The sequence below is a fragment of the Thermodesulfobacterium commune DSM 2178 genome, assembly GCF_000734015.1.
Taxonomy (GTDB): Bacteria; Desulfobacterota; Thermodesulfobacteria; order Thermodesulfobacteriales; family Thermodesulfobacteriaceae; genus Thermodesulfobacterium; species Thermodesulfobacterium commune.
This window is the reverse complement of sequence record NZ_CP008796.1, coordinates 1666117-1679885: the sequence shown is the minus strand read 5'-3', so window position 1 is coordinate 1679885 and position 13769 is coordinate 1666117. Positions and strand designations below refer to the sequence as shown.

Annotated in this window: 14 protein-coding genes and 1 tRNA gene; 5 read left to right on the top strand and 10 right to left on the bottom strand. The window is 36.6% G+C overall.

The window, feature by feature from the left end; translation table 11 throughout:
* Positions 1 to 20: 20 nt before the first annotated feature.
* The 3 genes from HL41_RS08445 to HL41_RS08435 all read right to left on the bottom strand — a co-directional run bounded on the left by HL41_RS08445 (position 21) and on the right by HL41_RS08435 (position 3059).
* On the bottom strand, positions 21 to 413 hold the full coding sequence (locus tag HL41_RS08445; RefSeq protein WP_038062659.1) for a (deoxy)nucleoside triphosphate pyrophosphohydrolase: 393 nt from the start codon (positions 411 to 413) through the stop codon (positions 21 to 23).
* A complete protein-coding gene (gene purB, locus HL41_RS08440) occupies positions 414 to 1739 on the bottom strand; it encodes an adenylosuccinate lyase (protein WP_038062662.1) in 1326 nt (441 codons plus the stop codon).
* A gap of 114 nt (positions 1740 to 1853) precedes the next feature.
* Positions 1854 to 3059, bottom strand: coding sequence for an IS256 family transposase (locus HL41_RS08435; RefSeq protein ID WP_038549552.1), 1206 nt, complete (start codon positions 3057 to 3059; stop codon positions 1854 to 1856).
* Positions 3060 to 3243: 184 nt separating this feature from the next.
* Between HL41_RS08435 and HL41_RS08430 the strand changes: the two genes are divergently transcribed.
* Both HL41_RS08430 and HL41_RS08425 read left to right on the top strand, forming a co-directional pair.
* Positions 3244 to 4413, top strand: a complete 1170-nt coding sequence (locus HL41_RS08430) for an MFS transporter (protein WP_038061415.1) — start codon at positions 3244 to 3246, stop codon at positions 4411 to 4413.
* An 87-nt stretch (positions 4414 to 4500) separates the two neighbouring features.
* Positions 4501 to 5181 (top strand): HAD-IA family hydrolase, encoded by a 681-nt coding sequence (locus tag HL41_RS08425; RefSeq protein WP_038061412.1) that lies wholly within the window; start codon positions 4501 to 4503, stop codon positions 5179 to 5181.
* On the opposite strand, the gene HL41_RS08420 is transcribed toward HL41_RS08425, so the two are convergent.
* The gene (locus tag HL41_RS08420; RefSeq protein WP_051754615.1) at positions 5164 to 5616 is read right to left on the bottom strand and encodes a putative metalloprotease CJM1_0395 family protein; all 453 of its coding nucleotides are present in this window, start codon (positions 5614 to 5616) and stop codon (positions 5164 to 5166) included. The two genes, HL41_RS08425 and HL41_RS08420, sit on opposite strands and share 18 nt — an antisense overlap.
* Before the next feature lie 104 nt (positions 5617 to 5720).
* Between HL41_RS08420 and HL41_RS08415 the strand changes: the two genes are divergently transcribed.
* A tRNA-Leu gene (locus HL41_RS08415) sits at positions 5721 to 5803 on the top strand.
* 286 nt (positions 5804 to 6089) lie between these two features.
* Positions 6090 to 6608 carry a hypothetical protein gene (locus tag HL41_RS08410; RefSeq protein WP_038061409.1) on the top strand — a complete coding sequence of 173 codons (519 nt, stop codon included), beginning with the start codon at positions 6090 to 6092 and terminating at the stop codon, positions 6606 to 6608.
* 141 nt (positions 6609 to 6749) lie between these two features.
* On the opposite strand, the gene HL41_RS08405 is transcribed toward HL41_RS08410, so the two are convergent.
* From HL41_RS08405 to HL41_RS08390, 4 genes are read right to left on the bottom strand one after another with little or no spacing between them, the layout of a single operon-like run.
* Positions 6750 to 8624 (bottom strand): pilus assembly PilX N-terminal domain-containing protein, encoded by a 1875-nt coding sequence (locus tag HL41_RS08405; RefSeq protein ID WP_038061407.1) that lies wholly within the window; start codon positions 8622 to 8624, stop codon positions 6750 to 6752.
* 2 nt (positions 8625 to 8626) lie between these two features.
* The gene (locus HL41_RS08400) at positions 8627 to 9652 is read right to left on the bottom strand and encodes a PilW family protein (RefSeq protein WP_038061403.1); all 1026 of its coding nucleotides are present in this window, start codon (positions 9650 to 9652) and stop codon (positions 8627 to 8629) included.
* A complete protein-coding gene (locus HL41_RS08395; RefSeq protein ID WP_038061400.1) occupies positions 9637 to 10044 on the bottom strand; it encodes a type IV pilus modification PilV family protein in 408 nt (135 codons plus the stop codon). Before HL41_RS08395 ends, HL41_RS08400 begins: the two co-directional genes overlap by 16 nt.
* On the bottom strand, positions 10034 to 10558 hold the full coding sequence (locus HL41_RS08390; protein ID WP_158506240.1) for a GspH/FimT family pseudopilin: 525 nt from the start codon (positions 10556 to 10558) through the stop codon (positions 10034 to 10036). The genes HL41_RS08395 and HL41_RS08390 overlap by 11 nt, the downstream gene beginning before the upstream one ends.
* Before the next feature lie 165 nt (positions 10559 to 10723).
* Here HL41_RS08390 and HL41_RS08385 point away from each other — a divergent pair, with 165 nt between their 5' ends.
* The gene (locus HL41_RS08385; protein ID WP_051754614.1) at positions 10724 to 11254 is read left to right on the top strand and encodes a HyaD/HybD family hydrogenase maturation endopeptidase; all 531 of its coding nucleotides are present in this window, start codon (positions 10724 to 10726) and stop codon (positions 11252 to 11254) included.
* Here HL41_RS08385 and hypF read toward each other — a convergent pair.
* Positions 11175 to 13427: a carbamoyltransferase HypF gene (gene hypF, locus HL41_RS08380; RefSeq protein ID WP_144241989.1), complete on the bottom strand. Its 2253-nt coding sequence runs from the start codon at positions 13425 to 13427 to the stop codon at positions 11175 to 11177. The two genes, HL41_RS08385 and hypF, sit on opposite strands and share 80 nt — an antisense overlap.
* Complete coding sequence (gene hypA / locus HL41_RS08375; RefSeq protein ID WP_000544228.1) at positions 13417 to 13767, bottom strand: hydrogenase maturation nickel metallochaperone HypA; 351 nt, start codon at positions 13765 to 13767, stop codon at positions 13417 to 13419. The genes hypF and hypA overlap by 11 nt, the downstream gene beginning before the upstream one ends.
* Positions 13768 to 13769 lie beyond the last annotated feature (2 nt).

Genomic DNA, 13769 nt, shown 5'->3' with positions numbered 1-13769 from the left:
CCTCAATTTATAAAGTTAACCTATTTTTTGTTTTTGACAAGAGTTAATTTTGATAACAAAACCTTATCTGCAGGACAAAGCTCTAAGTTTTCTAATTCTTGTAAGTCTACCCACTTAACCTCTAGCGATTCTTTTAAATCAAGGTCTCGGTTTACAGCTACTGACAGAAGATAAAGCTCTATTTCCTCATCAGGATAAATATATCTTATTTTTTCTAAAACCTCTCCTACCCTAACCTCTATCCCTAACTCTTCTTTTAATTCCCTCCTTAAAGCTTCTTGTAAACTTTCACCAGCTTCTACCTTTCCACCAGGAAATTCCCAAAGTCCTCCTCTTTTTTTGTCTGTAGGCCTTTTTACTACTAAAACCTTACCATCTTTTTCTATAAACCCTGCTACTACCTTAACCGCCATCTATCCAAAAACTCTTTCAAAAATCTGGTCTACATACCTTAAGTAATATTTTACGTCAAAAATATGTTCTATTTCTTCTTGAGTTAAAAAGTTTCTTATTCTTTGGTCTGACAACACCAAATCTTTAAAGTTCAAATTCGTATCTTTCCACACCTTCATAGCCAATTCCTGTACGATTTTATAAGCCTCTTCTCTTATCATCCCCTTTTCTACCAAAGCTAACATCACCTGTTGAGAAAAGGTAAGTCCTCTTAAGAGATTAAAGTTTTTTATCATGTTCTCAGGATAGACCACCAAATTTTTTAACAGGCCTTCTAAACGAACTAACATAAAATCTGCGACAGTAGTGGCATCAGGCACAATTACCCTTTCAGCAGAAGAATGACTTATATCTCTTTCATGCCAAAGAGCAACGTTTTCGAGAGCAGGAACCAAATAACCTCTAAGAAGTCTTGCAAGACCACAAAGGTTTTCAGAAAGAATAGGATTTCGTTTATGAGGCATGGCAGAAGAACCTTTTTGCCCAGGAGAAAAGAATTCTTCTGCCTCAAGCACTTCAGTTCTCTGGAGATGTCTGATCTCTGTAGCTATTTTTTCTACCGTAGTTCCTAAAATAGCCAAAGAAGCCATATACTCAGCGTACCTATCCCTTTGGATTATCTGATTCGATACAGGAGCAGGCTTTAAACCCATTTTCTCACATACATAAGCCTCTACCTCAGGGGGCACATGGGCAAAAGTGCCTACAGCTCCAGATATTTTCCCATAAGAAATACATTCAAGAGCGTTTTTCAACCTTTTCTCGTTTCTTTTCATCTCTTCATACCAGAGCGCAAGTTTTAACCCAAAGGTAATAGGTTCTGCATGAATTCCATGGGTTCTTCCTATCATTAACGTATCTTTAAATTCATAAGCCCTTGCTTTTAAAACCTCCTTTATTCTCGTCAGGTCTTCAAGGATTATTTCCATGGCTCTTTTCATCAACCAAGCCATGGCGGTATCAAGCATATCAGAAGATGTCATACCAAGGTGAAGGTATCTGGCTGATGGACCTATGATCTCAGCCAGATGGGTTAAAAAAGCTATCACGTCGTGTTTAGTTTCTTTTTCTATCTCTTCCACCCTTTTTACGTTGGCTTCGGTAAATCCTCCTTCTTCTAGATAAGGAAGAAGCTTCTCTTTAATCTTTTGATAGTCCCCTTCTGGCACTTTACCCAATTTATACCAGGCCTCACAGGCATAAAACTCCACCAACCCCCAGGCTCTCAGTCTTTCTTCTGGACTCCAAAGCTTAGCCATTATAGGACGTGTATACCTTGGTATCATGTTCCTTCCCCCTTCTTTTATTTATACTCGTATTATAACATGATTTGAAGACGTTGCTATCATAACAATCATAAAACCTAAATTATTCAGTAGTTAAGTTGATTTTGACACTTGTCAAGAGAATTGTGTCTCCTTATAAAATCTCTTTACAAACATTTGCCTCAATTCGTATAAAGCAGACTTAATTAAAGGAAGTGGTTTTTGCCATCTCGTTTTCTGAATCCGACTTACTGTTATGTATATCGCAACCTCTGCTGTCTTGATTGATTGAAAATATCCCCCTGTATTTACCCTTATCAGCTCTATCCTGCTATTTATATTCTCAACCACATTCGTCGTGTATATATACCTCCTCACCCCCTCAGGATATTTCTTATAAACAAAATAATGCTCCTTCTTTTTCAAAAGTCCCTTTATATAAGCTGGATACTTCTTCTCATAACTCTTACATAATTCCTCAAATCTAATTAAGGCCCTCTCATACTCCTCTATCCTCTTTATAATGCTTAACTCCTCATAAAATTTTTTAGCATCCTGCTTAGACATGTTCCTGTTGATGTTCCTTTGCATGTGTACAAAACAAAGCTGATGATCTGTCTCAGGAAAAAGGGCTTTTATGGCTTGAGCAAGGCCAGGAAAATCATCACTCACTATTACCATAACCCTCTTAACTCCCCTCTTTATCAAATCATTAAGTATCTGGAGCCAGTCCTCCTTCGTCTCTGAACCAAAATAAATGTAATAAGAAAGTAAATTTTTTCTTCCCTCCATATCTATTCCGATGATATTATAAATAACTGCTTTTCTGATTCTGTTGGCTTCGGTATCTTTTATCTGAGTATGATAAGCGTCTATAAACATAGCAAACAAATTTTCTGGCAATTCTTTGGTTTTTAATTCTTTGGCTTGGTTATACAATTCTTCTTTAATTTCTTCTATTTGTTCTGGAGAGTAGGGAAGTTTCATAGATTGCAAGAGGGCTTTGATTTTATTGGGGGAGTAGCTTTGGAGAACGAGGTTAAGGATAAAGTCCTGGAAAGATTCATCAGCTTTTTGCCATTCAGGAGGAAGAATAGCAGGTCTGAATTCAGATTTTCTATCTCTTGGGACAGAGATACCAAGGTTACCTAAGAAACAGGCAAGTTGTCTTTCATAGTAACCATTAGCTTTATTATCAATACTATCTCTAAGGAATATTTCTCTTTCTTTTTTCATGAGAGCGTTTAAGAGGAGTGCAGCAGCCATTTTGATACCCTCTTTTGATTCAATTTTTGAGATTTCACTTAAAACTTTTTCTAAATCTAAGTCTAAGTTTTTCATTTTACAGACCTCCTGGTTAGTTTAGTCTTTTAGGTTTTATGTTATCATTAATTTAAAAAATATTAAAAATTTTTATTATGCCTCTAAAATATTTTATTAAAAGACACAATTTATATTCTACTCCCTTGATTTTTCTATTTTTAGCTATATTCTTATGACTAACTCCTTTATAAAGGAAGACAAAATGTTAAAGATTGATTCCAAAAAACCTGCTTTTTTTATAATCTTACTTGGTTTAGTAAGCCTTTTTTCAGACCTAACCTACGAAGGAGCAAGAAGCATTACCGGACCTTTTCTTTTAACCCTTGGTGCTTCAAGTTTGGTTGTAGGTTTTATCGCTGGATTAGGCGAGTTTTTAGGGTATGGGCTAAGGATTATTTCAGGTTGGATAACCGATAAAACAGGTAAATACTGGGGGATTATAATAGCAGGTTATCTTATCAACCTGCTAAGTGTACCGGCTTTGGCGTTGGTAGGACGATGGGAATTGGCGGTTATGTTGCTTTTTATAGAAAGGATTGGTAAAGCAATAAGAACTCCGGCAAGAGATGCTCTACTTAGTCATGCAGCCGGGAAAATAGGTTATGGATGGGGCTTTGGGCTTCACGAGGCTATGGATCAGATAGGAGCCATGCTTGGTCCTCTCATGATAGCCCTCGTTTTTTACCTTCAAGGAGGCTATAGAGAGGCTTTTGGGGTTTTGTTGATACCGGCGGTTTTAGCGATTTCAATCTTAATGATAGCCAGGTTTTTATACCCTTCGCCTTCTTATTTAAAAATCAAAACCATCCAAGTTAAACCTGAAGGATTTAAAAAAGTCTACTGGATCTATCTTATAGCGGTTAGTTTATACGGAGCAGGATATGCAGACTATCCCCTAATTGCTTATCACTTTAAAAAGGTAGCTAACATCTCAGAAACTTGGATTCCTGTTTTTTATGCGATAGCTATGGGGGTAGATGCCTTAGCTGCACTTTTTTTTGGCTATCTATTTGATAAGAAAGGATTTTCTGTTCTTCTTTTTTCGGTAATAATCTCATCGGGATTTGCCCCTTTATGCTTTTTAGGAGGATTTTATGGGGCGGTCTTAGGGATGATTTTATGGGGAATAGGTATGGGGGCCCAGGAGTCTATCATCAGGGCAGCGGTTACCCTATTAGTACCTCAAGAAAAAAGAGGAACAGGATATGGTGTATTTCACACAACCTACGGATTCTTTTGGTTTTTAGGTAGCACCATCTTAGGGGTGTTATATCACTTTTCTGTTTATGCCCTTATCACAGTTTCGATAATTTTACAACTTTCGGCAATACCTTTACTATTAAAGGTAAAAAAGACCTATACCCAAAGCTAAAAGAGGTTTTTTTAACCACAAAAGCTACTATGAGATTACACTTAATCAGAGGTTGAAAAAATCTCGAAAGTATGAGAAAATAAGTCTATGGAGAAAAAGATAAAAGTAGTATTTTTTGATGCAGAAGGTACTTTTTTACATATCTCTCCGTCAGTAGGTGAGATCTACGCCAGATTTTGGAGAGAAAGAGGATATGAGGTTTCTCCTTCGGAAATAATGAAAAGGTTTATACCAGCTTTTAGGGATAAATTTAAGCACGACAGAGTTGAACGCTGGACTCAGGAGCTTTGTAAAAAAGGATGGTATCAAATATTTGAAAAAACCTTTGAGCCTTTGAAAAATGCCCCTTGTTTTGAGGAGGTTTTTCAGAAAAGTTGGGAGTTCTTCGCAACCAAGGATTGTGTGATTTTAGCTCAAGATTTTCCAGAGATATTATCCCTTTTAAAAAAACAAGGTATTAAGACAGCGGTTATTTCTAATTGGGATGCCAGACTAAGAAACATTTTAAAACAGCTTGGGTTAGGCGAACTTTTTGATGAAATTTTTATAGGGTGTGAAGTAGGATATCTTAAACCAGATTTAAAGCTTTTTCAAACAGCCTTAGAAATCTTAAAAGTAGATCCACACGAAGCCTTGATGATAGGAGACTCTTTAAAAAACGACATAGAACCTGCTAAAACCATAGGGATGCTTACCTATCACTACCAGGGAGAGCCTTTTTCTGAGGTCTATCGTAAAGTCTTTTATGATTTAAACTTTGATATCTAAAATCTTTCCTTTAGATAGGTGTTGTTCCTTTTCTTTCAAAAGACTCAATTCTCTTCTTGCTTTTATTTCTTTGACTGTGGCGGTTTGTGCTACCTGTAGGTCTTGAGGAGAAGGGTCTGCTGGAGCTAAGGCTGCAGCCCTTACGATTTCCATCTTCTGAATGGTTTTTTCAGGGGAACTTTCTTCAGAAACATCTATGCTTACTTCACCACCAGAAATGTAAAACTTTCCGTCTGGGCCTCGTGTATACTGATAATGTACACTTCCTGCATACTTTCCTCCCACGATTTTATGAGCCATCTCATGGGCTATAACCTGTTTTTCTCTGATTTTAAGTTTTTCTATCACAGCACGAACTTTCAACTCTTCTAAATTTTCCTCTTTAGGAGTAGCAAAAGATTTAATAAAAGTGGAATCTACAGTCCCAACATTCATATTTTTAATTATAACTCCAAAATTATTCATAGGAAAGAAAAGGTACGGTCTCTTGAAAAGAAGGTTTTATCCATTAAAATATGGTTAAAATGCTTGAAATTTTTGCGGGAGTGGCGGAACGGTAGACGCTCCGGACTTAGGATCCGGTGGGGATTTCCCCGTGAGGGTTCAAGTCCCTCCTCCCGCAGATTTTTTAAATTTGAGTTTATCCTTGTAATCATCTTAACTACCTTACCACACCACATAAAATTTAAATAAATACAAATATAATCAAAAAGTGGTACTTTATGAAACAACAAACTATTCATTTGAAAAGATCCTTCAGATTTTTTCTTAGGCAAAATTTCTAGGCAAAACTTCCTGTCAACTCTATTGCCTATATCTGCCAGAAGAATTCTATATCGAAAAACATTTGACAAATGGAGCCAAAAACATAGGATTTTCTACTTGCAATTTTAAGTTAAAATATAAATATGCGTAGAAAAAAGCTTTTGTTTTTAGTAGTGTTTCTCCTTTGTATAGTTTATGGTATTTATTGGCTTATCATATTTTATAGCCCTGAATATGTAAATGTAAGTTTTGAGGTAAAGATTGCAAATTTTATATCTACAATTTTATCCTTTTATGTAAGTTTTCTGGTTTGGAGGTTCAGGGTAAAACAAAAGATAAGAGAGATAGGACATCCAGATATACTATCTAAAGTTTACTCTCCCGAAGGTATGTGGGGTGCTGTTGGCTTTTTTGTAACTTACAGTGCTTTTACTTTGATAAATATAAAGTTATTTGGTTTTGCCATACGTCCTTTACCTCGCAAAAGAAGCCATCAATGGAAGCACGTTTTAATAACCCCGGATGATGCAGTAACTGTGGTTACTCTGTTGCTTATCTTTTCTGTCTTTTTTCTTTCCATGTATTTCTTTCTTAGCAAATGGTTTTATAGAAAAAAAAGGATAGATAAAATAATCTCAAAAGAAAAAGATCAGTCCCTATAGAAACCCTATAGGAAAGTGTTTTAGCTATTTTTTCATTTTGTGAGACAACACAGTATCAAGAAGTACTTAATTTGTATATCCCTTCTTAAGGCAGGTCTTTATACTACAAATTTAGAAATCACTTATAACAACCTATACCACCTACCAGGTAGTCATCCTGGTTATGACAGAAAAATAAGCCGGAGTAGGTTTTTCTCTAATGCAGTTAACCTTTCTTACGAACCAAAAACCTCTTCGAGACACAGGATCATATCTTAAAGAGTTGATCGCGTCTAACTTAAACTGAAAATTAGTACTATCTGTAAAACCTATTTGAAGTGAAAGGTTGGAAGGAAAATTTCTCACAAGAAATCCTTTTATAACGTTTGTGCTACCCACTAAATAATTAACGTCCTGACCAAAATAAATTCCAGCTATGTAAAAGCTTTCGGACCTTACGATAGAGTTATTGTTGATAATAATAGAGGTCAAGGGAGTTCCATCTGATAACACGTAAGTTCCGTTTTGATACATACCTACGTAGGCGTTATAATTACCTCCATACCAGCCACATCTGTAATAATTACTTCCTGTATAACATGGATTTTGATTAGGATCGCTCGTGTTTCTTACACAGTTAGGACAAGCATTAGCATAGAGGTATAAAAGGGTCCTATAGACATAAAGATTACCATTAGTAAATCTTATGTGCCGGGTAATTATTTTTGAGTCGTATAGGTTGATCTGCCCATTACCAATAAAATTCTGAGGGGAGTTGGCGTTGTTATTTTCTGTTTCAGAATTAAGAGTTTGTATGATAGTTGAGTTTCTTATATTTACTCCTGAAGAAACATTAATAGTGGCAGTAGAAAGGATTCTTACGTAATTTAGACTACCAGAAATATTTAAAGCACCTCCAGAATAAATGTTTAAACGATATTTCCATTCTCCTAAGGAAGTTTGAGAAACGGGAAGTCCGCCGTTTACGTTATTTAAACTACCTCCTCTTGGTAGGAGAATAGTCAGCCAAAGTGAAGATATATCATTACTCCCACAAGTTAGAGGAAGAGATCCTGAAAGACTTATAGAAGTTGTCCTGGTAAATACTATAGTGTAATTACCACAATTGGGATTATAAAAATTACTACAGAAAGTACTAAAATCGTATGAATTAGCATTAGAAGTAAAAAGACAATTTCCTGAGAGAGAAGAATAGTTTTGCAAATCAGCCTTAAGCGCAGAATTTATCACAGGTTCTCCATAGGAGGAAAAATAAAAATCTGTAGCATTGTTTGAAGTCTGAGTGTTTGGATAGGGGGTAAAGTAACTTTGAGCGTTCCTTCTATAAACCCATCCATAAGTATCTCTTAGGGCATCTGTTAAACCATAATTACATCTGAGTGTTGTATCATAAAAATTAGAAGCAAAACAGTTTACGTTGAAAAAGAGAGGGACTAAATCTCGAAAAGCAGCGTTAGTATAAGTAGGAGGATTACCCCATATTCCTATGTTAGATGATTGTGGACAATACCTAGGAGTTGTACTCCCTAAGTTTATAGTCCCGCTTGAGGCTATAAAAGCAGGAACAGTACAATTGTTTTCTCCATCACAACCTGTAAGAAGCCCTCCCCTATAATTAGCATTAACTCCACCTCTTACAGTATATAAACCTGCTCCATAAAAACCCTGAATAATGGTAGTTTTAAAAACTCTTGAATTTCTTGCTTGTCCCTCTGCCCTTAAGAAACAGATGTTAGTACTCTGAGTAGAGGTTACCTTACAGGTGGTTCCATAAGGTAAAGTATATCCTAATCCCGAATTAGTAAATTCCTGGTTACTACAAAACCCTGTCCTGTTTATTTCATCCATAGCAGCTAAAAGACATACGTTTGCAGCCTTTTCAGCAAGATAAAAATTTTTCTCTGAAACACTTGTTTGATAGGAAATATAAGAAAGAGTGATGGCAGCTGTACCTATGATGCTCAAAACAAAACATAAAATAAGGGCTGTAACCAAAGCAAAGCCCTTTTTTTTCATTTTTACCTCCCAAAAAACCTTTCTACCATTATAATTTTAGAGTTATTTATTCCAAACCTTGTTTCTGTACCTATTACTTCTATCCTGACAAGAACTCCATTATTTTGAGGGGTAACTTTAAAGCTATTAACCCTAACAAGAGGCATAGGATTTTCGTTAGTTTTACAATTTAAAGCTACATCTTTAGTTTCTACATAAAGCCAAAGGTTATTTTGATCATGCTCGTTTTGTCTACAAAAAAAATGAACTAAATGAGGTGTTCTTATGATAAGGTCTCCTCCTTCCAGGTTGGTAGCATTAACAAAAATCTGCTGGGTTCCGTTGTAATCCTCCCAGCTTCCCTCATAGGCTTCAATCCTAATATCTAATTCAGCATTGTCAGGATTGTTTTCACGAGAACAGTCAAGATTGTTTGAAGACAACCCTGAAAGTTTAAAAATTATGGGATATTCAGTAGTAGTTATGTTAAAAATATTGGTATCATAGCATAAAGAGCCGTTAGAGTTAGCATTTTTATTTACAAAATGGGTCCTTCTTCTCCATACATGATAACAATTCTCTCTGTTGTTTTGTGTATTTTGGATGTTTAATCTACAGCTCATAACAGCTACCTTATTTACCCCCACAACCCTGGTTACAAAACCTTGTCCACCAAGACTTCCATAAAACCAAACTTCATCACAGGGATTGTCTTGAGATATTCTAAGATAAAGAGAGCTTGGTGGAGGATATGGGTGCTTAGAGGTAGTGTTGTTGTCCACAAAAAGTTGGATACAAGATGTTGGATTATTGTAGTTAGAACAGGGGACCCCAAAACCCCATCTCTGAAAAAACCATTCCAGTTGAGCCAAACCAACCTTAGTTTGTTCTTTAACTGAAGTAACATGTCTTATCTGAGTAAAAGTATTTTGAGCAACCCAATAAAAGCCATAAATAGCAGCTATGACTAAAAGGCCTATAAAGGTGGCAATCAAAAGTTCCAAAAGGGAATAGCCCTTATCTTTTTTCTGATTTATTGAAAGTTGCATACCATATCCCTTACAGTATAATTTTTGTTTAATAGAGTTGCTCTTGCTTCTACCAAAGCACATGAATTGATCCCGCTTCCTTCAGAGGGAGGAGTATTAGAGATATTTCCTCTGATGACTCTTGTGGTTACTTGAACGTTCATCATGTTATTAGTAGTTCCGTTAGAAAGAATACAGGTAAAATTACGGTTAGTTCCTATCAACGTTCTATTTCCTCTTACTTCTTCTATACCTGACAAAGCAGCCTGCCAGGCACACATTCCCAAAATATCATCTCTGGTACCTAAAGCACTGGCTGTCATAAGATGCGCTATAGATAATGCCACAATCCCTACTATAAAAATTGCTACTAAAACTTCTATTAAGGAAATACCCAATTTTTTAATCTCCACAATTTCTACACTCTCCTTGCCCTGTCTCAACCCTTATCCCTCCAAACCTGCTTATACAAACTAAAAAATAAACGTTTTTTTCTGAATTATGAACACAAGCATTTCCATTAAAAATAGCAAAACCTCTGGGGTCTAACGATGCACTACTTCCAGCAAACCTAACAAAAGAGGTATCTCCTGGTTCTATCTGAAGAATTCTTAAAGTGGTTCCTACGCAAGCCCCTGCTCCCCTATTCGTACCCATATCAACAATCCTTACCGTTCTTTCGTCATCCACACAAATACCTATGTTAGTGCTTCTTTCCATCGCAAGGATTTTAGCCTGTTTTATAAGAAGCTCTAAAGAATTACAGTAGTTTTGATATTTAGTATATCTAATAAACCTGGACATAAAAGGTATAGCAACACTAACCAAGATAGCTATAAGAGTGATAACTGCAATAAGTTCTATCAAGGAGTAACCTGAAACAGAAATACTCAAAACCCGATGGTTTTGAAATTTAACTCTATTCAACACCAAAAACCCCAAGTCATAAAATCATTTAAAGTTTAACTCAAATCTTAATTTTATTATTTTTCCCATTTTTGTAAAAGTCAATATCAACTTTCTAAATTAATATTTAAATGGTATATTAAAATTTTAAAGACTTCGTCTAAAAAATAATGAGAGAGTTTATCGATGATGGATAAAGTTGTGGTATTAGGGATAGGGAATGTTTTACTTGCAGACGAAGGGATAGGAGTTTTAGCAGTTAAGGTTTTGGAAGAGTTTTTTGAAGTTCCTTCTGAAAAGGTGGAGCTTGTTGACGGAGGAGTAGGGAGTTTTCAACTACTTCCTTACATAGAAAAAGCCAAAAGACTTTTGGTAATAGATGCCATCGCAAAAGGAAGTCCTCCTGGCACCCTTCACAAATTTACTAAAGACACCCTACCTAAACAGATTCTTGAAAAACTCTCCATCCACGAGGTAAGTTTTTTAGACATACTCACCTTAGCTGAGATGAGAGGTTTTTCTCCTGAGGAGCTTGTGGTGTTAGGGTTAGAACCTGAAAGCCTTGAGATGAGGTATGAACTTTCTCCTTCAGTAAAGGCTAATTTTATCCCTTTGATTGAAGCGGTGGTTTCTCAACTTAAAGATTGGGATATAGAGCTTGTCCCAAAGAAAGACCTCCGTCGTTGGGAGGAACTTTTCTTTGTAGATAGACCTTAAATCCCTTTTTAGAAAGCCTTTCTCTAACCCTTTCTACCAGAGGCTTGTTCATCATAACCCCACCAGAAAGACATACCTTTTCTATCCCTATTCTCGTAGCTATCTCTTCGCAAACCTTAGCCAAAGTGTTGATAAATTTGGTAGCTTTTACTGGTAAAGGCTCTTTTCCAAAGGCAATCTCTTCTATCATACTTTCCCAGTCAAAAATCAGGATTTCTTCTTTTTCCTCTATTCTTATTGCGTAAGCATCTTCTAAATCATACAAAAATAGGTCTTCTAACTGCATCGCAGACTCTCCCTCATAGTGGTTAACAAAGTTTAAACCTGTTAGCGCAGCCACCCCATCAAAAAGCCTTCCACAAGAAGAGGTTAAGGGTGAATTTATACCCTTTTTCCAGGCTTGATAAAGAAGTGTCAACTCCTGTTTGGTAAACTCTTTTAAAAAAGGTAAGGAGAGGTCGAAAGTTTTTTCTCCTAAAAGTTCAAACATCAAACTTAAGGCTACTCTTTTAGGTTCTTTTACCGCTTTTTCTCCTCCTATTAACCTAAAATGCTTAAAATGGCCAACCCTCTGATACTTATTCCCTTTTACTACGAGAAACTCTCCTCCCCAAACGGTATGGTCTTCTCCATATCCTGTACCATCCCAGGCAACCCCCAAAACCTCATCAAAGATCCCGTTTTCTGCCATACAAGAAAGGATGTGGGCAAAATGATGCTGTATCTTTATAAGTTCAAGCCCCTGTTCTTTGGCAAAACGTTCTGCCCATTTAGTAGTCTCATAAAAAGGATGGAGGTCAGCTACTACTACCTCAGGTTCAAACTCATAAAGTTTGGTAAAGTCTAAAAGGGTTTTTTCGAAATCTTTTAGGTCTTCTAAGGTTTCTATGTCTCCGATGTGCTGACTTAGCACTATTTTGTTTTGAAAGGCAAGGGCAAAGGTGTTTTTTTCCCTGGGACCTACCGCAAGTACCCGTTTTTTTACGTTAAAGGGAAGAAAAACCGGCAAGGGTGCATAACCTCTTGCCCTTCTTATAAAAACAGGACCACCAGCTATTACTTTTACCACCGAATCATCAGCTCTTCTTAGGATTTTTCGGTTATGAAGAAGCAAGTAATCTGCAAGGGAGGAAAGTTTGTTAAAGGCCTCTTCGTTGTCTATCACTATAGGTTCATCTGAAAGGTTGGCAGAGGTAACCACCAAAGGAAGGTCTATCTCTTTTAGAATTAAGTGATGCAAAGGGGTGTAGGGCAAAAAAGCTCCTATTTTTTTTAATCCTGGGGCTATTTCCTCAGGTAAAAGCTTACTTTTTTTTTCTAAAAGGACTATCGGCTGAGAAGGAGATAAAAGTAGCTCCTTTTCCTGAGAGGTAACCAAACAATATTCTTCTAACTGGACTAAATCCTTAAACATCACAGCTAAAGGCTTTTTAGACCTTCTCTTTCTTTGTCTTAAAAGTTTTACCACCTCTCTGTCTGTAGCATCGCAGACAAGATGAAATCCTCCTAAACCTTTGACAGCTACTATTTTTTTCTGTTTTATTTTTTCTATGGCTTGATATAAAGCCTCTTCCTTTTCTGCCAGCTTGTTTCGTTTAAGATCATAGAATTCAAGCTGAGGGCCACAGATCGGGCAAGCTATAGGTTGGGCATGAAACCTCCTATCAGTAGGATCGGTATATTCTTCAAAACATGCAGGACACATCGTAAATTCTTTCATCACCGTCTTTTCTCGGTCATAAGGTAAACTCTCTATGATGGTAAACCTTGGTCCACAAAGGGTGCAGTTGATAAAGGGATATCGATACCTTCGGTCTGAAGGATTAAACAGTTCTTCTAAACAAAATTCACAGGTAGCTACATCAGGCAAGATGTCTAAGGTTATCTCTTCATCTTTAAGGCTTTTTTTAATCAAAAAGTCTTCATAGCCTACAGAGGGAAGTTTTTCATGAACCACACGGTAAATTTGCGAAAGCCGGGGTTTTTCTTTAACTAACCTCTCTAAAAAATCCTGCAGAGTATCCTCGTTGCCTTCAACCTCGATAAAAACTCCGTTGGTATCGTTGCTGACAAAACCTGTCAACCCTAAGGATTTAGCAAGGTTATACACAAAAGGGCGAAAACCAACCCCCTGGACTACCCCGTTTATCCTGATCCGGTATCTAATCCTCATCGACCAGTTCTAAGCTTTTGAGTAACATCTCTTCTCCTGAAAGAACCTCAGTTTCAAAAGAGCCACAAAAAGGACAGGTAAGATCCCATTTCTCTTTTGAAAATTCTTGCTGACATTTCTGACATCTCATCCTAAGGTCTTCTATTTCTATCACGATTTCTGCATCTTTTAAAACGCTTCCTTGTTTAAAAAAATCAAGGGCGGTTTGTAATAACTCAGGCTCAACCCCAGAAAATCTTCCTATTAACAAAACCGCCTTTACTACTTTTTTCTTAGGGTGATTAACCATCAAGTCTTCTACGGTTTTTATCACGTTTTGAACGATAAAAAACTCATGCATAG